The organism is Paraburkholderia fungorum (assembly GCF_046026025.1).
GTDB classification, from domain to species: domain Bacteria; phylum Pseudomonadota; class Gammaproteobacteria; order Burkholderiales; family Burkholderiaceae; genus Paraburkholderia; species Paraburkholderia fungorum_E.
The window spans coordinates 105,220-124,641 of sequence record NZ_JAQQFL010000021.1 but is presented as its reverse complement, the minus strand read 5'-3'; the positions used below and the strand labels follow the sequence as shown (position 1 = coordinate 124,641).

Annotated in this window: 15 protein-coding genes; 6 read left to right on the top strand and 9 right to left on the bottom strand. The window is 61.7% G+C overall.

The features are described 5' to 3' along the window. Window positions 1-134: 134 nt before the first annotated feature. Window positions 135-1,370, bottom strand: a complete 1,236-nt coding sequence (gene bamC, locus PQR67_RS22650) for an NlpB/DapX family lipoprotein (RefSeq protein WP_408464244.1) — start codon at window positions 1,368-1,370, stop codon at window positions 135-137. A gap of 470 nt (window positions 1,371-1,840) precedes the next feature. On the opposite strand from bamC, the gene PQR67_RS22645 reads away from it, so the two are divergent. The 3 genes from PQR67_RS22645 to PQR67_RS22635 all read left to right on the top strand — a co-directional run bounded on the left by PQR67_RS22645 (window position 1,841) and on the right by PQR67_RS22635 (window position 5,723). Beyond that, entirely contained in the window at window positions 1,841-2,305 is a 465-nt protein-coding gene (locus PQR67_RS22645; protein ID WP_408464242.1) for a DUF2844 domain-containing protein, read from the top strand. Window positions 2,306-2,369: 64 nt separating this feature from the next. Beyond that, entirely contained in the window at window positions 2,370-3,656 is a 1,287-nt protein-coding gene (locus tag PQR67_RS22640) for a DUF3443 domain-containing protein (protein WP_408464240.1), read from the top strand. Window positions 3,657-3,839: 183 nt separating this feature from the next. After that, window positions 3,840-5,723 (top strand): glycosyl transferase family 1, encoded by a 1,884-nt coding sequence (locus PQR67_RS22635; protein WP_408464238.1) that lies wholly within the window; start codon window positions 3,840-3,842, stop codon window positions 5,721-5,723. A gap of 102 nt (window positions 5,724-5,825) precedes the next feature. Here PQR67_RS22635 and PQR67_RS22630 read toward each other — a convergent pair whose 3' ends face one another. Continuing rightward, complete coding sequence (locus tag PQR67_RS22630; protein ID WP_408464236.1) at window positions 5,826-6,398, bottom strand: hypothetical protein; 573 nt, start codon at window positions 6,396-6,398, stop codon at window positions 5,826-5,828. A gap of 296 nt (window positions 6,399-6,694) precedes the next feature. Here PQR67_RS22630 and PQR67_RS22625 point away from each other — a divergent pair, with 296 nt between their 5' ends. The 3 genes from PQR67_RS22625 (at window position 6,695) to leuA (ending at window position 10,358) form a co-directional block, all read left to right on the top strand. Beyond that, the gene (locus PQR67_RS22625) at window positions 6,695-7,339 is read left to right on the top strand and encodes a cadmium resistance transporter (protein WP_408464234.1); all 645 of its coding nucleotides are present in this window, start codon (window positions 6,695-6,697) and stop codon (window positions 7,337-7,339) included. A gap of 99 nt (window positions 7,340-7,438) precedes the next feature. Continuing rightward, on the top strand, window positions 7,439-8,317 hold the full coding sequence (locus PQR67_RS22620; RefSeq protein ID WP_408464232.1) for a class I SAM-dependent methyltransferase: 879 nt from the start codon (window positions 7,439-7,441) through the stop codon (window positions 8,315-8,317). Window positions 8,318-8,639: 322 nt separating this feature from the next. Continuing rightward, entirely contained in the window at window positions 8,640-10,358 is a 1,719-nt protein-coding gene (gene leuA, locus PQR67_RS22615) for a 2-isopropylmalate synthase (protein ID WP_408464230.1), read from the top strand. 404 nt (window positions 10,359-10,762) lie between these two features. Here the strand turns inward: leuA and PQR67_RS22610 are convergent, their stop codons facing one another. The 7 genes from PQR67_RS22610 to PQR67_RS22580 all read right to left on the bottom strand — a co-directional run bounded on the left by PQR67_RS22610 (window position 10,763) and on the right by PQR67_RS22580 (window position 19,321). Next, entirely contained in the window at window positions 10,763-11,536 is a 774-nt protein-coding gene (locus PQR67_RS22610) for an amino acid ABC transporter ATP-binding protein (protein WP_408464228.1), read from the bottom strand. Further along, window positions 11,536-12,213, bottom strand: a complete 678-nt coding sequence (locus PQR67_RS22605) for an amino acid ABC transporter permease (RefSeq protein ID WP_120344492.1) — start codon at window positions 12,211-12,213, stop codon at window positions 11,536-11,538. The genes PQR67_RS22610 and PQR67_RS22605 overlap by 1 nt, the downstream gene beginning before the upstream one ends. A 38-nt stretch (window positions 12,214-12,251) precedes the next feature. Continuing rightward, window positions 12,252-13,034 (bottom strand): amino acid ABC transporter substrate-binding protein, encoded by a 783-nt coding sequence (locus PQR67_RS22600; protein WP_408464225.1) that lies wholly within the window; start codon window positions 13,032-13,034, stop codon window positions 12,252-12,254. A 354-nt stretch (window positions 13,035-13,388) separates the two neighbouring features. Next, window positions 13,389-14,840 (bottom strand): dihydropyrimidinase, encoded by a 1,452-nt coding sequence (hydA, locus tag PQR67_RS22595; RefSeq protein ID WP_408464223.1) that lies wholly within the window; start codon window positions 14,838-14,840, stop codon window positions 13,389-13,391. 83 nt (window positions 14,841-14,923) lie between these two features. Then, window positions 14,924-16,435, bottom strand: a complete 1,512-nt coding sequence (locus PQR67_RS22590; protein ID WP_408464221.1) for an NCS1 family nucleobase:cation symporter-1 — start codon at window positions 16,433-16,435, stop codon at window positions 14,924-14,926. Window positions 16,436-16,549: 114 nt separating this feature from the next. Then, window positions 16,550-17,878 carry an NAD-dependent dihydropyrimidine dehydrogenase subunit PreA gene (gene preA / locus PQR67_RS22585; RefSeq protein ID WP_408464219.1) on the bottom strand — a complete coding sequence of 443 codons (1,329 nt, stop codon included), beginning with the start codon at window positions 17,876-17,878 and terminating at the stop codon, window positions 16,550-16,552. A 93-nt stretch (window positions 17,879-17,971) separates the two neighbouring features. Next, on the bottom strand, window positions 17,972-19,321 hold the full coding sequence (locus PQR67_RS22580) for an NAD(P)-dependent oxidoreductase (RefSeq protein WP_408464217.1): 1,350 nt from the start codon (window positions 19,319-19,321) through the stop codon (window positions 17,972-17,974). Window positions 19,322-19,422 lie beyond the last annotated feature (101 nt).

The following is a 19,422-nucleotide window of genomic DNA, read 5'->3' as shown; positions in this document are numbered from 1 at the left end:
AAGCAAAACGCGTGCGCGTCATCGCAGCGCTTTGGCGGCCTGCAGCGTGAGGGCTTGAGTGGACATAAAAAAACCCGCCCGGGTGCGCCCCGGGCGGGTTTTCTGACAGCGTTCGCTGCTTGCTACAACTTCGTTCAGTGCAACTGGTCGACCATCAGACTCATGATCTGCTTGGCCTGCGGGCTCTCATCGATCGCACCCTTGCTATCGACCACGGCCACACGGGTCTGGTCAGGCGTGACTGCGCGAACGTTCACGAGATACTGCTTGGCGACCTTTTCCTTCTTGCCGTGGAACACCTGGCTCCAGAAGCCCTGCTCCGCCGAGGTCAGATCCTTCGGATCGACGTAGCGCACGAAGTACAACCCGCGGCTTGCATCGCGATCGTCAACGGTGAAGTTGCTGCGATCAAGCGCGAGGCCTACACGCAGCCACGCACGGTCATACGGCTCGCCGAGCGTCAACTCGGTGGACGAGAACTGGGCCGACGTGTTGTTGTTGGCCGAGTCATCCGGCATGGGCTGCTGAGCCGACAGCGCGACGTTCTGCGCCGCCGTGGCCGCAGCCGCCGACTTGGCACCCGCCGTAGCCGCGTTCGGCGCCGTTTGCGCGCCAGCTGGCGTGAGCTGGGCACTTTGCGCATCGGCCGGCTTCGTGCGCGAATCGGCCAGTACCAGCGCTGCCATCAAGCGTTTCAGGTATTCCTGTTCCAGACCCGGGTCATTCGGCTTGGCTTCCCACTTGGTCGAATCGTTGTTGGTGCCGGTGATCGCCTCGCGCATGCCCTTCTGGCTGATGAACACGTAAGTACCGCCGTTCGGTGCTGCTTCGAGACGCGTACGGTACTTGTTGCGCTCGGAACTCACGTAGCTGTTGCCCATTGCTTTGGACAGCGTGTCGCGGATCAGGCCGTCATTAATCTGGGCGTGGGTTTCGTTCCAGTCCGTTTCCATCACGCCTTTGTCGCGCTGGTCGACCACCAGCAGGAAACCCTGTTCCTGCCAGAAACGGCGGATCTGGGCCCATGCCTGATCGGGCGCCTTGTTGTCGATCACAAGCCAGCTTTCCGTACCGTCGCGCTGGATGTGCATACCGGTTACCGGCGGCACCACCGTCAGCGTATTGGCGGCCGGTGCCTGCGCCTGGACCTGCTTGAGCGTGGACAACGAGGTTTCGCCGCCTTGCGGGGGCAACGAACGCTGATCGGACGTCTCATCGATCATGTTCGGCGGTACGGCAAGAGACACCTGCTTCGACCTGGAGTCGCTCCGGTAGTCGATTTTAGTCGGCGACGAGGTACCGCAGCCGGCAACCAGACCGCCTGCCATCAGCATTACTGCAAACCGCTTGGTAAGACGAAGATCAGTCATGTTCGGGGAATCCTTCCGCTACGCCACGGCAAGTTTCCGTGGATCAACCCAACATTTTACCGATCCCGGCGAGACATGTGCAAAAAGCCGGGTTTGCTCATGAATTAAGCAGCACGCCGCCGGCAAACGACGCCCCCCGGCGAAGGGCATGGGTGCCGACCAATTCCTGCGCGGCGCGCCGCCTCCGGTTGCACAAACGCGCAACGGGAGGCGGCGGTGGCCCTTTCCCGCAAGCGCTAATTTAACAATTCACAACACTTCCCAAACGCTTGTAGGGCATGCCCGACTTTATTGTCAGATCATTGTTTTAAAAGACACTTTTCACACCCGTCACACACCACTTTCGAGATTAGCCAAGGCGCCGTGCAGCCCTCCTGATAACGATAAGGAAACCTGAGTGTTATCTTGAATTTGACATCTCGATAAAACATCAGCGTTCCGAGTTTCCCCTAACAGCGAGGCAGGTTGCCATGCAAATTCCTTGTTTTTCACCGGCTCCCGCCGTCCTCGCAATGCTGGCCGCCCTGCTGTGCGCCAGCACCGGCGCGCGCGCCGAATTGGGCGGCACGATGCCCAGCCAGGCGGATTCGACAGGCGCCGCGCCTCAGGCTCTGCTGAACGGCGCCTTACGCCTGCGTACGCTGGCCGATGCGGGCCACACCACGATTAACGAGTACGCGACCAGTACCGGCCAGATCATCGCTTACACATGGCAGGGCCCAACCATGCCGGATCTGCGCGCGCTGCTGGGACCGTACGCCGACTCCTACCGCGCGGGTGCCGCAGCCTTGGCGCCGGACGGCAATCTGCACGCGTCGCGGGTCGTTCGCCCGGACGTGATCGTGGAATCAGGCGGGCCGATGCGCGGTTACGCAGGACGCGCCTGGCTGCCAGGGGCCTTGCCGCCCGGCGTCACGGTCAGCGACTTCCGCTGAATTGGCGCTGACATCGCGCACACCATCACAAAAACGCCTCCACTATCCGATTGCCGACAGCATCATGAAGACCTCTTCTCATCTCCACGCCCTGTTGCTCGTCTGTATGGCGCTCGCCGGTTGCGGGGGCGGCGGTAGCAGCGGCGGCGGCACCGCGTCGTCACAGGCAGGAGCGGCCAGCCCGGCCAGCAATCCGGGTGCGGCCGACCCGTCAGGCGCCAGCGCACCGTCCGCAGCGCCCAATGCCAGCACGCCCACCACCGTGCAACAGTCGACCACGCCGAATGTTCAGCCGATCGCGGTCACTATCGCGCCGGGTCTGACGCGCAATATGCTGACGACCAGCGTCACCGTCTGCCAGCCCGGCACCGGCAACTGCGCGACGATCGGCAATATTCAGGTCGACACCGGCTCGCAGGGCCTGCGGATTCTCGCGTCCGCGTTGCCGGCCAGCCTTCCGCTTGCGGCGATAAGCTCCGGCAGCGGCGTAGCCGGCGAATGCGCGGTGTTCGGCGGCGGCTATGCGTGGGGTTCCGTGCGTAGCGCGGACGTGCGGATGGCCGGCCAACTCGCCGCCTCGATTCCGATCCAGTTGATCGCCGACCCCACGCTGCCCACGGTCCCCACCGGCTGCGCCGGCTCCGGCCCGTCGATGCTGAGCGTCGCGAGCCTGCGCGCCAACGGCATACTCGGGGTCGGCCTGTTCGCAGCCGACTGCGGCAGCGGTTGCGTGAATACCGCTTTGCCCCGTTGGTATTACGACTGCGATGCCAGCGGCGCCTGCGTGTCGAGTACGCAAGCGCTCGCGCAACAGGTCACCAATCCGGTCAGCCAATTCCCGCTCGACAACAACGGTGTGGTGATCGACCTGCCGGCAATCGCCGACGCCGGTGCGGCCAGCGTGTCAGGCTCGCTGATTTTCGGCATCGGCACCCAGGCGAACAACACGCTCGGCGGCGCCAGTGTGATCAAGGCAAATACGCAAACAGGTTATGTGGTGACCAGCAGCGCGGGGCAAACGTATGCGCAGAGCTACCTGGACAGCGGCTCGAACGCGCTCTTCCTTAGCAATAGTCAATTGCCGCAGTGCGGCTACTGGTACTGTCCGAGTTCGACGCAAACCATGAGCGCCTCGATCACCGGCACCGACGGCGCGTCGAACGCGGTGTCGTTCGCGGTCGGCAATTCGAGCGCGCTGTTTGCGTCCGCGAATAACGCGTTCAACAATCTGGCCGGGATCGCCAGCAATAGCTTCGGCTGGGGTCTGCCGTTCTTTTTTGGACGGCGGGTCTATACGGCGATCGCGTCGCGGGCCAGCTCGGCCGGGCCGGGTCCGTATTACGCCTTCTGAGCGTTCGATGTCGAGAATTCGCCTTGCGCAGAAAATCCCGCAGACCGATCAGATTTTGCTGGACGGAAAATTCCGCAATCCTCACACCGGGCTTATTTGATACGCCCTTACTGCAATAATCATCGTTTCCGGCTAGCGACATCTCAATATCGTTAGTCCTGCTTATCCAAAAATAGTCAAACGATGGAAACCACCTTTTCGCTCGACCATTTCGAGCAACTCGTCTATACGCAACAGCATGCTCAGGCGTCGCTCCAGCTCATCGTCTTACTCGCACGCCTTCAGCAAACGCGCGGCGAGCTGGACGAAAGCTTGCAGGCTTCGGGCATGGTCGGCCTGCCTCCCGAAACACAACGCCAGCGTTTCTGCACGCGCCTGACGAGCGCCGTGTCAACGTTGTTCGCCGACCCGGACTTTCAGCTCCCAACAGAGTGCTTCAGGTTGTTTCTCACGCTGCACGAATGGATCGGCCTGCTGTTCTCGGCCACTGCGTCAGGCAATGCGGACCATGTCGCCCGTTACCTGAATCCGCGCGGCCCGGAGAATGCACAGTTTCTGCCGGGAGACAGCTTCATCGAGAAACTATGCGTGCTCTATTCGACCGAGTCCGAACTGGAGCTCGACTTCGCCGCCCTCTGGGCGTATGACAAAAAGCTCGCGGCCTGCCTTGCCCTCGTTTTACTGGCGCCGATCTCCAAGTGCTCGCCAAGTGCGAGCCTCAAGCGCGAGGCGCTGCTGGAGTGGTTGCCCGGCAAGCTGCAGCAAATCGACGACCTCGACGATCTGCCCTCGGCCGTGCTGCACAACGCCTATATGTTCTGCAGCTATGCCGATACACCACGGCGTCATGCGATCAAGCACGACATCAATGTGCTGGTGCGCCGCAAGCTCGCGCAACTCGGCCTGACCGACCTGCCCGCGCCGCAACGCACGCCGCGACGCACGCCGGCCAAAAGTAAATCGCAGCGCGGCAAGAAGCCCGTGATGATGGTCCTGCTGGAATGGTTCACCGGTGCTCATTCGATCTACCGCACGCACTCGCGTACGCTCGAAGCCGCGCGCGAACATTTCGAACTGGTGGGCTTCGGCTTCGATTACGCGGTCGACGAAGTGGGGCGTAAGATCTTCGACCGCTTCATCGAACTGAAAGAGCCGGAATACATCGGCGAGTGCCTGAAAACAATTCGCGACTTTGCCGAGGCCGAACAGCCGGACGTGCTGTACATGCCGAGCGTCGGCATGTTCGTGCTGACGGTGTTCATGTCCAACCTGCGCATCGCGCCGTTGCAAATCGCGGCGCTCGGCCATCCCGCCACCACGCATTCCGACAAGATCGATTACATCAGCGTCGAAGAAGATTATGTCGGCGACCCGGCCTGCTTCAGCGAACAACTCATGAAGCTGCCGAAAGACGGACAACCGTACCGCCCGTCCGTCGCGCTGCCGGATATCGTCGCGCAGATTCCGCCGCCGCGCGAGACACTGCAAGTCATCATCACCGCCAGCGCGATGAAGCTCAATCCCGGCTTTCTCAATGCGTGCCGCGAAGTCGGCGCACGCGCGGCGACACCCGTTGAGTTTCACTTCATGACCGGGGTGCCGTCGGGTCTGCAGTTCGACCATCTGCGCAGCGTCATTGTGGGAGCGGTGCCGGGCGCCGTCGTACACGACTTTCACGGCTACGCTGCGTATCTGGCGCGCGTCAACCAATCCGACCTGTTCTTCAGCCCGTTTCCATTCGGCAACACCAACGGTATCGTCGACGCATTGACGCTCGGCTTGCCGGGCGTATGCAAACGCGGGCCGGAAGTGTTCGAGCAGATCGACGGCGCGCTGTTCGAGCGCGTGGGCATGCCGTCGTGGGCCACCACGGACAGCGTCGACGCATACATCGCCACTGCCGTGCGCATGATCGACCAGCACGACGAGCGCACCGCGTTGCGGCAGCGTCTGATCGATACGCAAGCCGTGCAACGCTGCTTCGAAGGGCGGCCACAGGCGTTCGGCGAGAGCGTGCTGAAACTGCTGCGCCAAAACAAAAGCCGCCTCGCGAACGGGGCGGCTTGAGATTCTTCTTGCGCTAGCTGGGTCGTGCCGGGTTCGATGTTGAGCACGGCACGAGATACTCTGAAGGCACTAGCCGCGCGCCAACGGGCGCGACCGACATCGCTACTCGGTGGCTTCGCTGGCCGGATTCGGCGGCGAGGCCAGCTTGGCCGGCGCCAACCAACTGAATACGGCCAGTGTCGAGCCGTGGAACGTGCACTCGGCAGCCGCCGCCGTGCTGGTCTTCTTGGGCTTCGCCGATTTGAGCGAGGCTGCAACGGCACCCGAAGCGGCCGTAGCATCCGAAGCCGCGCCAGCCGCTACGCCGGAAGCAACCGCAGCGCCTGAAGCCGAAGACGCCACCGACGCCGCGCGCATGCCCGAGGCCGAATGTGGCGCCTTCGCCACCTGCGTGGCGGAAGCAGTTGCAGAAGCGGCTGCGGAAGCGGAAGTCGCCGGGGTGCCCGCAACCTCCGAAGCTGCCATCACATGCTCGATCGATCCTTCGACGACCACCCGCGAACCATCGATGCCTACGCCCTTATGGCTCACCTTGAGCGTATCCTGCGACGATTCAGCCAGCTTGCTGCGCATCAACTGCTCGCATGCATCCGAATTCTTGTAGACGGCCGTGCAGCTTGCCAGCAATACGGCAGCGGTCGTCATGCAGGCGATAGAGATAGTCCGAATCTTCATTGATGTTCCGTTTTTCAAGCCGTCGGCAATTGTAGCTTACGGGCTGACGGATCAGCATCGCACGAGCCACAGAGACGGCACGGACATAGCGCGGCGGGACAAGGCGCGGCGCGCGAAGGTACTGAACCACAGCGCGCACGCAGCGCGCCGGACACAGAGACGGCTTGACCACGACGCCCGCTATCGGCATCGTGTTGAGCGGCCGCCATGCCCGCGGCGCGCCGCCGTCCCTTCGGCTGGACCTGCTTCGTGGGTACAGATCCGTTTTCCCACTGTGCATTGACCGGCTTTCCCGCATGTTCAGCCTTGCCCTGCTCGCCGTCGCGGCCTACGCCGCCACCAATATCGACAACCTCTTCGTGCTGCTCGCCTTCCTTGCGGAAGCTGGCGGTCAACGGCGTCGCGTGATCTTTGGGCAGTTCGCCGGTTCGCTGGCGCTGATCGTCGGCGCGATTCTGCTCGCCGCCTTGTTGACGCAGTTACCCACCGGCTACGTCGGTTTGCTCGGTATCCTGCCGATCGGCGTGGGTCTGAGCAAAGCCTGGACGCGGTTTCGACCCGGCAACGCGAATCTGGAGGAAGAGGCACGGACTACGGCGCGCATGAATGCACCGGCCACGCCTACCAGGTCGACTACGGCCGGCGCCGGCTCGTCGTGGTGGACAGTGGCGTGCGTGGCGGTCGCGAATGGCTCGGACAACATCGCCGTCTATGTGCCCTTGTACGCGAGTCATTCGCACAGCGACGGCATGCTGATCTCGCTGGTGTTCGTCGCCATGATCGGCATCTGGTGCGCGGGCGCGGTCTGGCTGGTAGAGCATCCGTTGCTGGGCGCGCCAATCCGGCGCTATGGCACCGCACTTCTGCCGCTCATCCTGCTGATCATCGGCGTCTCCGTGATCGTGCAAAACGATACGTTGCGGATCGTGTTCGGTCTCTGAGCCCGACGCGCGCGACTGCCGATCCGGACGCGGCAAATAGCGCCGGCGCATATCGTTATGCCGATTGGCGATTTCTTTCCAGGCGGATCGCACCCGATAATGAGCCCCATGAACCCCCACCCCACTCCCCAAACCCGCGCGCTGCGCGCCACGCTCGCGGCCCTGAGCGCGACACTGTTGCTGGCCGCCTGCGCAGCCCCGACGGCATCGACCTCCTCCACGGCGGCTGACTCCGCCGCGCTCGCGGCGGCAATTTCCGGGCCTCAGCGTAGCGACAAGAACCGCGCACGCGATGTCTACCGCCATCCGGAGCAAACGCTGCAGTTCTTCGGCGTGGCATCGTCGCGAACCGTTCTGGAGATCGCACCCGGCGGTGGTTGGTACACGGAAATACTCGCGCCCTATTTACACGATCACGGCAAGCTGTACGAAGCCCAATACGACAGCCCGGATGCCGGATCGGCGGCTGAGGAGCAGGCCGGGAGAGCGTCATTCGCGAGCAAACTGGCGGCCACGCCGGCGGTCTACGGCAATGTCGTGGTCGGCACGCTGCGAGCGGGCCAGTTCAGCGGCTTTCCGGCCAATGGCAGCGTCGACGAGGTACTGACTTTCCGCAATATCCATAACTGGATCAAGGACGGCCAGATCGACGCAAACCTGCGCGCCTTCTACGCGGCACTTAAGCCAGGCGGCGTCCTCGGTGTCGAGGAACATCGCGCGGCGCCGGGCACCTCCCTGCAACAGACGATCGACTCCGGCTATGTGACCGAAGCCTATGTCATCGAACACGCGCGCGCGGCAGGTTTCGAATTGGCCGGCCAAAGCGAGGTGAATAGCAATCCGCGCGACACGAAAAATTATCCGCATGGCGTGTGGTCGCTGCCGCCTACGTATGAGGGCCACGACCTCGATCGGGCGAAATACGCCGCAATTGGCGAATCGGATCGCATGACCTTGCGTTTCGTGAAACCCCGGTGACGGGCATGCCGGGCTGGGATTCCAACGCGCCCCAGGCGCGCCCGGCACCTGGGGCCGGCGCGCGCGTCACCGCACTGCGCTTGACGCGGCCCCAATAGTATGGTCTTATCGCCCACTATGTACCGCGCCCAGACCACCCTATCGCTACTACTAGCCCGCTCTACCGGGCTAGGTCTGCTGCTGCGCGCTTCCATCTGAAACACCCGAAGCACCGCTCAATTCCCCAGTAACTGACCCAGCCCCGGTTTCCGACCGGCGGCCATGCATTTTTCTGTTCGTCGTCCGGTCGACACCAGGTTGATCGATCCCAAGGATGATGAAAATGTTGAAGAACCCTGCTACCCGATATCGCTCGTTCAAGCCGATCAATTTGACGGATCGACAGTGGCCGTCGCGCACCATCACGCGCGCGCCGATCTGGATGAGTACCGACCTGCGTGACGGCAATCAGGCGCTGTTCGAGCCGATGAATGCGCAACGCAAAATGCGCATGTTCAAGACGTTGGTGCAGATCGGCTTCAAGGAAATCGAAGTCGCCTTTCCGTCTGCCTCGCAAACCGATTTCAATTTCGTACGCGAGTTGATCGAAGGCGGTCATATCCCCGACGACGTTACGATCGAAGTTTTGACGCAAGCCCGTGACGATCTGATCGAGCGCACCTTCGAGTCCTTGCGTGGCGTGCCGCGCGCGATCGTTCACCTGTACAACGCTACCGCGCCGGAATTCCGGCGCATCGTGTTCGGCCTCGAAAAAAGCGGCGTGAAAGAACTCGCGCAAAACGCAGCACGTACCATGAAGCGTCTCGCCGACGCCACGCCGCAAACGCACTTCACGCTGCAATACAGCCCGGAAGTGTTTAGCGGCACCGAACTCGAATTCGCCAAGGAAGTGTGCGACGCCGTGTTCGATATCTGGCAACCGACGCCCGGCCATAAAGCGATCGTCAACCTGCCCGCTACCGTGGAAATGGCCACGCCGAATGTCTACGCCGACCAGATCGAATGGATGCACCGCAATCTCGCCCGTCGCGATTCGCTGGTCCTTTCAGTGCATCCGCACAACGATCGGGGCACCGCGGTGGCTGCCGCGGAACTGGCGGTAATGGCAGGAGCGGATCGTATCGAAGGGTGTTTGTTCGGCAACGGCGAACGTACCGGCAATGTCGATCTCGTGACGCTCGCGCTGAATCTGTACACGCAGGGTGTCGATCCTGAACTCGACTTTTCGAATATCAATGAAGTCGCGCGTACCGCCGAAGAATGCACGCAGTTGCCGGTGCATCCGCGTCATCCGTATGTCGGCGATCTCGTGTTCACCGCGTTCTCCGGCTCGCATCAGGATGCGATCAAGAAGGGTTTTGCCGTGCAAAAACCGGACGCGATGTGGGAAGTGCCTTATATGCCGATTGATCCGAGCGATCTCGGGCGGACCTATGATTCGGTGATTCGCGTGAACAGTCAGTCTGGCAAGGGTGGGATTGCTTATTTGCTCGAGCAGAGTTATGGGGTGGTGTTGCCGCGGCGCTTGCAGGTCGATTTTAGCTCTGCTGTGCAGCGGTTTACTGACTCTAGCGGTCAGGAGGTCACGCCCTCGCAGATCTGGGAATTGTTCCAGCAGGAGTATGTGCAGAGTAATGCGCCGATTCACTATATTGGACATAGTCTCTCTGAGCGCGATGGGCGGGAACATATCAAGCTCACCGTCGAGATTAATGGCTCGCGGCGCGTGCTGAACGGTGAAGGGAATGGGCCGCTCGATGCGTTGATGCATGCTGTCGGTGTGCCGGTGCGGATTCAGCATTATGAAGAGCGGGCTTTGACTCAGGGCGCGGATGCTCGTGCTGTGGCTGTGGCGGAGATGGCCGGCGCTGATGTAGTTGGGAGTGCTTTTGGGGTTGGTATTGATGCCAATCTGGTGACGGCTTCGATTCGGGCCGTGATTAGTGGGGTTAATCGGGCTTATGTCAGAGCTAATGCTGAGGCGCAGGGGCGGTTTTTTGAAGTTGCGCTGAGGGATGAGGTGGAGCGGGTGGTGGTTTGAGGTTTTGGTGTTTTTTTTATCTGGAATTTTTTTGGCCTCTCCTTGATTTCTTAGTGGTCTATTAGTGTTGCCCCTGTGCGGGGCGGCACTTACTTTCTTTGCCGCCGCAAAGAAAGATAAGCAAAGAAAGCGGCTCAACCCGCCAGCTTATAAGCGGGTCCCCCGCGCAGCCACGGTAGTGGTGCATCTGGAATCTGTCTTCTCGCACACTCCGCGTGAGTGACAAGGCAGTCATTCTTCCCGACTCGCACTGCGTGCTCGTCGGAAGCCTCTGCCCGCAAACCAGTGGTCCAGGTTTGCGCCTGTTGTACGTCTTTTTGAGGGGCGCTTTGGCGCCCTTCTTCTTTTGTGCTGTACTTTGCGCTATCGGTGGATGTTGCTGGTGTCCTTTCATCCTCCGTCGCTCAGCCTTGTGCTGTCCACGCGTCCGGCAAGCTGTGTGTCAGCGTCGATACGAAGCGCTCCGTCTCCCGCTCGCGCGGTTGCATGAAAATGTCCCTCGACGGGCCCGCCTCCACCACCACGCCGTTGTTCAGGAACACCACGTCTCGCGCAATCGTCGCGGCAAGACGCAAATCGTGCGTCGCCATCAACATCGTCATGCCTTCCATGGCCAACTGCTTGAGGACGTCCACCACCTCGGCAGCCAAGCCAGGATCGAGCGCCGAGGTCGGCTCGTCGCATAACAACACCTCCGGCGAAGGTGCCAGCGCTCGCGCAATCGCTACGCGTTGCTGTTGGCCGCCGGACAGCGTGGAGGGCCATGCATCCGCTTTGTGCGCAATGCCAACCTTCTCAAGCAGTTCGTCCGCGCGCACACGCGCTCTCTCCTTGTCCCACTTCAACACGGTCAGCAGACCTTCCATCACGTTCTGCCGTACCGTCAGGTGCGGAAACAACTGGAAATTCTGGAACACCATGCCAGTGCGGCGGCGAATCGTTAGCACCGTCTCGCGCAATGGCTTGTGGTCCCGGCTGAATTCGAGGCGCTGGTCACCCAGCTCAAGGGACCCGGCCTCCGGGATTTCCAGCAGATTCACGCAGCGCAAAAGCGTACTCTTGCCGCTGCCCGACGGGCCAATCAGCGCAGTGACGTTGCCCGGCGCGAGTTGCAGGTCCACTGAACTCAATACGCGATTCTCGCCGAAGTACTTGTCGATTTTTTCCAGTCGAATCATCAGTTGCTCGCCTGAAAAAGTGCATGACGGCCAAACTTGCGCTCGAGCCGCACCTGCGCCGACGACAACACCGAACTGAACACGAGATAAACAAGTGCCGCCTCCGTGTACAGAATCAACGGTTCATACGTCACCGACGCAATCCGCTGCGCCGCCTGAAAGACCTCGGGCACGGTCAGCACCGCGGCGAGCGACGTGTCCTTCACCAACGCAATAAACGAGTTCGACAGCGGCGGCAACGCAACGCGCGCCGCCTGCGGCAGGATCGCGCGGCGCAGCGCCTGCTCACGCGTCATACCCATCGAATACGCCGCTTCCCACTGACCCTTCGGAATCGACTCGATCACGCCGCGGATCACTTCCGAGTTATACGCACCAACATTCAGTGAGAAGCCGATGATGGCTGCTGTCAACGGGTCGAGCACGATGCCTACATTCGGTAGTCCGTAGAAAATCACGAACAGTTGCACCAGTAGCGGCGAGCCGCGAAACAGCCACACGTAGAAGCGCACGCACGCCACCGCCCACCGCGGCCCGAATAGCCGCACCAGCGCGACGATAAACGCCACCACAATCCCAATGGCAAACGACGCCAGGGTGAGCGGCACAGTAAACACCAGCCCCGCATACAGGAGGGGCCACAGCGACTGCGCCATCAGATGCAACCATGCCGGCATAGTTCAGACTCGCACTTAGCGCTTATTAACGTACTGGCTTATTGGGAAACGTCTTTACCGAAGTACTTTTCCGAAATCTTCAGGTACGTGCCGTCTTTCCTCATGTCGGCGAGCGCTTTGTTGATCGCCGCCTGCAACTCAGGACTGCCCTTGCGGATCAGCACCGCGGACTTGTCGCTGCTGTCGGCCGACGTATCGAGCGTGGCGATCTTCACCTTCGCATCCGGCTTGTGCTTCTTGAAGTCGAGGAACGACAGCGAATCGTTGACGGTCGCGTCGACGCGGCCCGACGTCAACAGGTCGATCGATTCATTGAAGCCCTGCACGGGAATGACGTCCGCTCCGTGCGCGGCCGCGATCTTGCCGAAGTTGCTGGTCAGCGTATTCGCCGACTTCTTGCCCTTCAGGTCGTCAAACGTCTTGATCGTGGTGTTGTCCGAACGCACGATCAGCGCCGCATGCGAAGTAATGTACGGGTCCGAGAAATCGTATTTCACCTTGCGTGCGTCGGTAACCGCAACTTCATTGATCACCGCGTCGTAACGGTTCACATCGAGACCGGCGATCAGACCGTCCCATTTACCCTCGACGAATTGCGGCTTGACGCCCAGGCGTTGCGCAATCGCCGTGCCGATCTCGACGTCGAAGCCGGTCAGCTTGCCAGACTCATCGTGGTACGTGAACGGTGCGTAAGTGCCTTCGGTGCCGATCTTGAACACGCCCGCGGACTTGATCTGCGCAAGCTCATCCGCAGCGAATGCCGGGCTCAGGGTCACCGCTTGCAGCAGTGCGATCAGCAGAATGGAACGAATCGACTTCATCAGGTGGCTCCGTTAGGTTTGCTACGTCGTTTGCATGGTTTGGTGTGCGGCGTTCCGCCGGCGCTCGGGCCGGGCAGAGTGGGCGGACTGTAGCAAACGGCCTGCGTTTTTACAAAGGATCAGGTCTCCGATCAATATGCGCTTGCGTGCTAAGCGAACAGCCAGGGTATCTCATGCAACGTCGAACTCGACGCTGTAACGGATAACGCGGATGCGGCATGCATCGCACCACGGAATACGTGCTGAGCGCCATCGGGGAAAACGCGGGAGGGGTATCGCCACGGCGAATGCGCGGCGTCGAAGAACAATCGGCGCGGGCGGCACTGCGAGGCCGCCCGGCAGATTGCAAACAGCTTACCGTTCCACCGGATGCGGCTCCTTGCGCTTGTTGGCCACCCGGATCGCATCGAAGTAAGCCGGATTCGGCGGACGCTTCAGATAACGCCCGGCACCCCGCACGGCCCGCAACTCGCCATTGGTCCATGCCAGTGCGCCGCGCGTGAGCGTGTGCATCGCCACGCCCTGCACCGTCATCCCTTCGAATACGTTGAAGTCGACCTTCTGATGATGCGTCTTCACCGAGATCGTTTTGCTCGCCGCCGGATCCCACACCACCAGGTCGGCATCCGCGCCCACCTGTATCGCCCCCTTGCGCGGATACAGATTGAAAATCTGCGCGGCATTGGTCGATGTGATGCGCACGAACTCATTCGGCGTGAGACGCCCCGAATTCACACCGTGATGCCAAAGCACCGCCATGCGATCCTCAACGCCGCCGCAGCCATTGGGGATCTTCGTAAAGTCCTCGCGCCCCATGGCCTTCTGCGACGCGCAGAACACGCAGTGATCGGTCGCCGTGGTGTGCAACTGCCCCGCTTGCAGGCCTCGCCACAATGCCTCGCGATGCTCCGCGGAACGGAACGGCGGGCTCATGACATGCGCGGCGGCCCGGGTCCAGTCAGGATCGCGATACACCGCTTCGTCGATCACCAGATGGCCCGGCAGCACTTCGCCGAACACCCGAAGACCTTCGCTGCGGGCGCGCGCGATCGCGTCGACCGCATCTTTCGAGGACACGTGGACGATGTAGACCGGCACACCCAGCACCTGGGCAATGCGAATCGCTCGGTTGGCGGCCTCGCCTTCCACTTCAGGCGGCCGCGACAGCGGATGCGCCTCCGGACCCGTAAAGCCTTTTGCCAGCAACTGACGCTGCAACTGAAACACCAGCTCACCGTTTTCCGCATGCACGGTAGGCAACGCGCCGAGCTCGAGCGAACGAGAAAAGCTGTTCACCAGCACTTCGTCATCGGCCATGATCGCGTTCTTGTAGGCCATAAAGTGCTTGAAACTCGACACGCCGTGTTCATGCACCAGCGTACCCATGTCGCGATAGACCGAATCGTCCCACCACGTCACCGCAACGTGAAAGCCATAATCCGCCGAAGCTTTCTCAGCCCAACCACGCCATTCCTTGAAGGCCTCCATCAACGGTTGCTTCGGACTCGGAATCACGAAATCGATGATGCTGGTCGTGCCGCCGGACAAACCCGCCGCCGTGCCGGTGTAGAAATCGTCACTGGCCGTGGTGCCCATGAAAGGCAACTCCATGTGCGTATGTGGATCGATACCACCGGGCATCACGTATTGCCCGCCCGCATCGACGATCGTGGCGCCCGCCGGCGCCGCCAGGTCCGCTCCGATCTGCAGGATGGTGCCGCCATCCTGCGGGTCCGCACACAACACGTCCGCACGATACGTGTTGTCCGCGTCGATAATCGTGCCGCCGCGAATCAGGGTCGTCATGATGCCGCCTCCTTATGAACTGCTGGTTTCGGTGCTACGTACTTCGTTCACCGCGCGCTTTGCTCATCCACGCGCATCCACACTCAGGCGCTCGCCACGCGCGCGCTCGGTCCCTTGCTCAGTTTCATCCAAGCGCTATAGACGATCGACGCCAACGCGAGTCCGACGAACCAGGCGTACGTATAAAGCGTGTTGAAAATCGCCGGAACGTTCGGGAACGAGGCCGGAAACGCGGTATGCAAAAAGCCCGGCAGATTCGGCAGCACGCCGATCACAAGCGCCACCACCGCACCGATGTTCCAGCCGCCGGTGTAGCTGTACTCGCCATGCTCGTCGAACAGTTCACGCGGGTCGAGCCGGGTGCCGCGAATCAGGAAGTAGTCGACCATCAGAATGCCCGCCACCGGACCGAGCAAAGCCGAGTAGCCGACCAGCCACGTGAAGATGTAGCCCTGCGTGGTGGCGAGAATCTTCCAGGGCATCATCACAATGGCGATAGTCGCGGTCATCATGCCGCCGACGCGATACGAAATACCCTTCGGCCACAGGCTCGAAAAATCATAAGCCGGGCCGACTAGATTCGCTGCCAGGTTGCAGCACATCGTATCGAGCGTCAGGATGATCAATGCAAGGCCGACACCGATGCCGGTCATACGGCTCGTCAGGTCGATCGGGTCCCAGATCGCCTTACCGTAGATCACCACGGTCGCCGAGGTCACCACCACGGAGATCACCGAGAGCAGCGCCATTGGAACCGGCAAGCCGATTGACTGGCCGATCACCTGATCGCGCTGCGTTTTGGCAAAGCGGGTGAAGTCGGGAATGTTCAGCGCAAGCGTCGCCCAGAAACCCACCATGGCCGTGAGACCGGGCCAGAAGGTCACCCAGAACATGCCCTCCTTCTTGCCGCCCGGCACGAACTGCGACGGCGCCGACAGCATCGAGCCGAGTCCGCCCGCCTTCGAGGTAGCCCACCACACCAGCGCGATGCACATCACGATCTTGATCGGCGCGGACCAGCTTTCGAGCCAGCGGATCGAATCGGTGCCGTGAATAATGAAGTAAATCTGCAGCGCCCAGAACACGAGGAAACATGCCAGTTGCGCGAGCGAGATGTCGAGGAACGGCAAGGCCGCGCCGTGCAGCGCGTTGCCGGTCAGAATGTTCAGCAGCGTGTAGATCGCGCTGCCGCCGAGCCATGTCTGAATGCCGTACCAGCCACACGCGACGATCGCCCGCAGCATGGCCGGCAATTTCGCGCCTTGCGTGCCGAACGAGGAACGCACCAGCACCGCATACGGAATTCCGTGCTTCGCGCCGGCATGCCCGATCAGCAGCATCGGCACCAGCACGATCAGATTGCCAAGCAGCACCGTCGCCACGGCCTGCCACGGCGACATACCCTCCTCCGTCAAACCGGCTGCGAGCATGTAGGACGCAATGTTCATCACCATCCCGACCCAGAGCGCGGCAAAGTGATACCACCGCCACGTCCGCTGGGCGACGCCGGTCGGCGCAAGGTCATCGTTGTAAAGACTGCTGCCCTGCGCGCCGGCCGCGAACTGCGGATCGACGGGTTGCGCTGTCTGCTTCATCGAAAGATCTCCACTGATCGTTGAGGCCCGCGCGGCTTCTGGCGGCGCGTCAGGCCTTGGGGAAAAATTACAGCTTCAGTACAAGCGCTTCGTTTTTTATGGCTGGCTCACGTTTCAGGCTGCCTTTTCGGCATGGGCGTGCCCGGCGACTTCAGCGGCGTCCGACGTGTCGCCCTCTCCAGCATTCACCCGTGCCGGGTTGTTCGGATGCGTGGTCCAGTTCGCGTACTCACCGCTGTCCACGCGCTCCATCGTGATGCATTGCTCGACCGGGCACACATGCAGGCACAGATTGCAGCCGACACATTCGGAGTCCATCACTTCAAAATGCCGAACGCCATCTTTTTCTTTCATGATCGCCTGGTGAGCCGTGTCTTCACACGCGATATGGCAGAGGCCGCACTGGATGCACTTGTCCTGATCGATGCGCGCCTTGATGTCGTATTTGAGGTTCAGGTACTTCCAGTCGGTGACGTTCGGCACCGCGCGGCCGCGGATGTCGTCGAGCGTCGCGTAGCCTTTTTCGTCCATCCAGTTCGAAAGGCCATCCGCGAGATCGGAGACGATACGGAATCCGTAGTGCATCGCCGCCGTGCAAACCTGCACGCTGCCCGCGCCGAGCACCATGAACTCGGCCGCGTCGCGCCACGTCGAAATGCCGCCAATGCCGGAAATCGGCAGATTCGGCGTTTCCACATCGCGCGCTATTTCGGCCACCATATTCAGCGCGATCGGTTTGACCGCCGGGCCGCAATAGCCGCCGTGCGTGCCTTTGCCGTCGACCATCGGCAACGGCGACATCGCATCGAGATCCACCGCCACGATCGAGTTGATCGTGTTGATCAGCGACACGCCGTCCGCGCCGCCCTTATAGGCCGCACGCGAGCCGAGACGGATGTCGCTGATGTTCGGTGTCAGTTTGACGAGGCAAGGCAGCTTCGAGCCTTCCTTGACCCAGCGTGTGACCATCTCGATGTATTCGGGCACCTGGCCCACCGCCGCCCCCATGCCGCGCTCGCTCATGCCGTGTGGGCAGCCGAAATTCAACTCCACCGCATCGGCGCCGGTGTCTTCGACGAGCGGCAGGATCCACTTCCAGTCGCGCTCGTTGCACGGCACCATCAGTGAGACGATCATCGCGCGGTCCGGCCAGTCGCGTTTGACCTGGGTGATTTCCTTGAGATTGACGTCGAGCGGACGATCGGTGATCAGTTCGATGTTGTTCAGGCCGGCGATGCGCTGGCCGTTCCATTGCACCGCGCCGTAGCGCGAGCTGACGTTCACGACATGCGGGTCGAGGCCCAACGTTTTCCATACGACCCCGCCCCACCCCGCTTCAAACGCGCGATTCACGTTATAGGCTTTGTCGGTCGGCGGCGCGGAGGCAAGCCAGAAAGGATTCGGCGACGTAATGCCGGCAATCGTACAGCGCAGATCGGCCATGTTCGGCTCCTTGGGGACTGCTGTTTTTTGTCTGGTGGCTCAAGCGAACCCAGTGACTTCAGTGACGTGAGCGACTTGAGCGATTTCAGCCACTCATGCGGCTTTCACGGCGGTACGGGCAAACTGGGCGTCAATCGCCGCGGCGGCGACCTTGCCGTCCTGTACCGCTTGCACCGTCAGATCGATCCCACCCGTCGCCGCGCAATCGCCGCCTGCCCACACGTCTGGCAGCGAGGTTTGTCCGTTTGCGTCGACCGCAACGCGGCTGCCGTCCAGCGTCAACAGTTCCCGCTCGATACCGACGGGCACCAGGGTCTGCCCAATGGCTTTCAACGCCATGTCGGCTTCGACCACGAAGCGCTCGTGATTGCCATCGCCTGACGTGCGTTCGAATTCGACACCGGTGACCACGCCGCTTTCTCCGATCAAACGAGTCGGCGTGGCGTGCGTGACGAGTGTGACGCCGTTGATCTGCGCGAAATCGCGTTCGGCCCACGTCGCGCTCATCGACTCGACGCCGCGCCGGTACACCATCGTCACCGAGGTCGCGCCGAGCTTGTGGCTTTGCACGGCGGCATCCACGGCCGTATTGCCGCCGCCGATCACAACGACCCGGCGGCCCACCGGCACCGTGCCGAAGTCATTCGCAGTGCGCACCTGTTCGATGAAATCCACTGCGTTCATCACGCCACTCAGGCTCTCGCCTTCCATTGCCAATGCGCGCACGCCCGTGAGACCGATCGCGAGAAAGACCGCATCGTGCTGCTTGCGCAGTGCGTCGAGGTCCACGTCACGTCCAAGCGCTACGCCGTGCCTGATCTCGATACCGCCGACCGAGCATAGCCACGCCACTTCGCGCTGGGCAAAATCGTCGACCGTTTTGTACGCGGCAATGCCGTACTCGTTCAAACCACCCGCTTTCTCGTGGGCGTCGTAAATGGTCACGTTATGACCGGCCAACGCAAGCCGGTGCGCACACGCAAGTCCTGCCGGCCCCGCACCGACCACCGCGACATGCCGCCCCGTTTCGGCCGCACGCTTGAACAGCGCTTCACCCCGCGCCATTGCCCAATCGGTCGCATGACGTTGCAGCGCGCCAATTGCCACCGGTTTCGCATCCTGATGGTTGCGCACGCAAGCCCCCTCGCACAGGATCTCGGTTGGGCAAACGCGCGCGCACATGCCGCCCAGCGGATTCGCCGAGAGAATGTCGACGGCCGCGCCCTTCAGATTGCCGTTGCCGATCTTGCGAATGAAACTCGGAATGTCGATTTGCGTCGGACACGCGTTCACACAGGGCGCGTCGTAACAGTAATGACAGCGGCTCGCAGCGGCTGCCGCGGCGCTCGCGTCGAGCAGCGGCGCGATATCGGAGAACTCGCAGGAGAGTTGCTCGGCCGATAGGCGCTGAGGCGCAATATCGCCGGTTTGCTTGATGGCCATACACGTTCCTTCTTCGATGTGAGGACGTAGCCGGTCCCGCCGGCTGCGCAAAAGCGGAGCCGGGGCGGCATCTTTTATGGACACGACGGTGAGGCTGGTGA

Excerpts from the sequence above, each read along its gene's own strand:
- bamC (WP_408464244.1), bottom strand. The coding sequence starts at position 1,370 with ATGACTGATCTTCGTCTTACCAAGCGGTTTGCAGTAATGCTGATGGCA.
- PQR67_RS22645 (WP_408464242.1), top strand. The coding sequence starts at position 1,841 with ATGCAAATTCCTTGTTTTTCACCGGCTCCCGCCGTCCTCGCAATGCTG.
- PQR67_RS22640 (WP_408464240.1), top strand. The coding sequence starts at position 2,370 with ATGAAGACCTCTTCTCATCTCCACGCCCTGTTGCTCGTCTGTATGGCG.
- PQR67_RS22635 (WP_408464238.1), top strand. The coding sequence starts at position 3,840 with ATGGAAACCACCTTTTCGCTCGACCATTTCGAGCAACTCGTCTATACG.
- PQR67_RS22630 (WP_408464236.1), bottom strand. The coding sequence starts at position 6,398 with ATGAAGATTCGGACTATCTCTATCGCCTGCATGACGACCGCTGCCGTA.
- PQR67_RS22625 (WP_408464234.1), top strand. The coding sequence starts at position 6,695 with ATGTTCAGCCTTGCCCTGCTCGCCGTCGCGGCCTACGCCGCCACCAAT.
- PQR67_RS22620 (WP_408464232.1), top strand. The coding sequence starts at position 7,439 with ATGAGCCCCATGAACCCCCACCCCACTCCCCAAACCCGCGCGCTGCGC.
- leuA (WP_408464230.1), top strand. The coding sequence starts at position 8,640 with ATGTTGAAGAACCCTGCTACCCGATATCGCTCGTTCAAGCCGATCAAT.
- PQR67_RS22610 (WP_408464228.1), bottom strand. The coding sequence starts at position 11,536 with ATGATTCGACTGGAAAAAATCGACAAGTACTTCGGCGAGAATCGCGTA.
- PQR67_RS22605 (WP_120344492.1), bottom strand. The coding sequence starts at position 12,213 with ATGCCGGCATGGTTGCATCTGATGGCGCAGTCGCTGTGGCCCCTCCTG.
- PQR67_RS22600 (WP_408464225.1), bottom strand. The coding sequence starts at position 13,034 with ATGAAGTCGATTCGTTCCATTCTGCTGATCGCACTGCTGCAAGCGGTG.
- hydA (WP_408464223.1), bottom strand. The coding sequence starts at position 14,840 with ATGACGACCCTGATTCGCGGCGGCACGATTATCGACGCGGACAACACG.
- PQR67_RS22590 (WP_408464221.1), bottom strand. The coding sequence starts at position 16,435 with ATGAAGCAGACAGCGCAACCCGTCGATCCGCAGTTCGCGGCCGGCGCG.
- preA (WP_408464219.1), bottom strand. The coding sequence starts at position 17,878 with ATGGCCGATCTGCGCTGTACGATTGCCGGCATTACGTCGCCGAATCCT.
- PQR67_RS22580 (WP_408464217.1), bottom strand. The coding sequence starts at position 19,321 with ATGGCCATCAAGCAAACCGGCGATATTGCGCCTCAGCGCCTATCGGCC.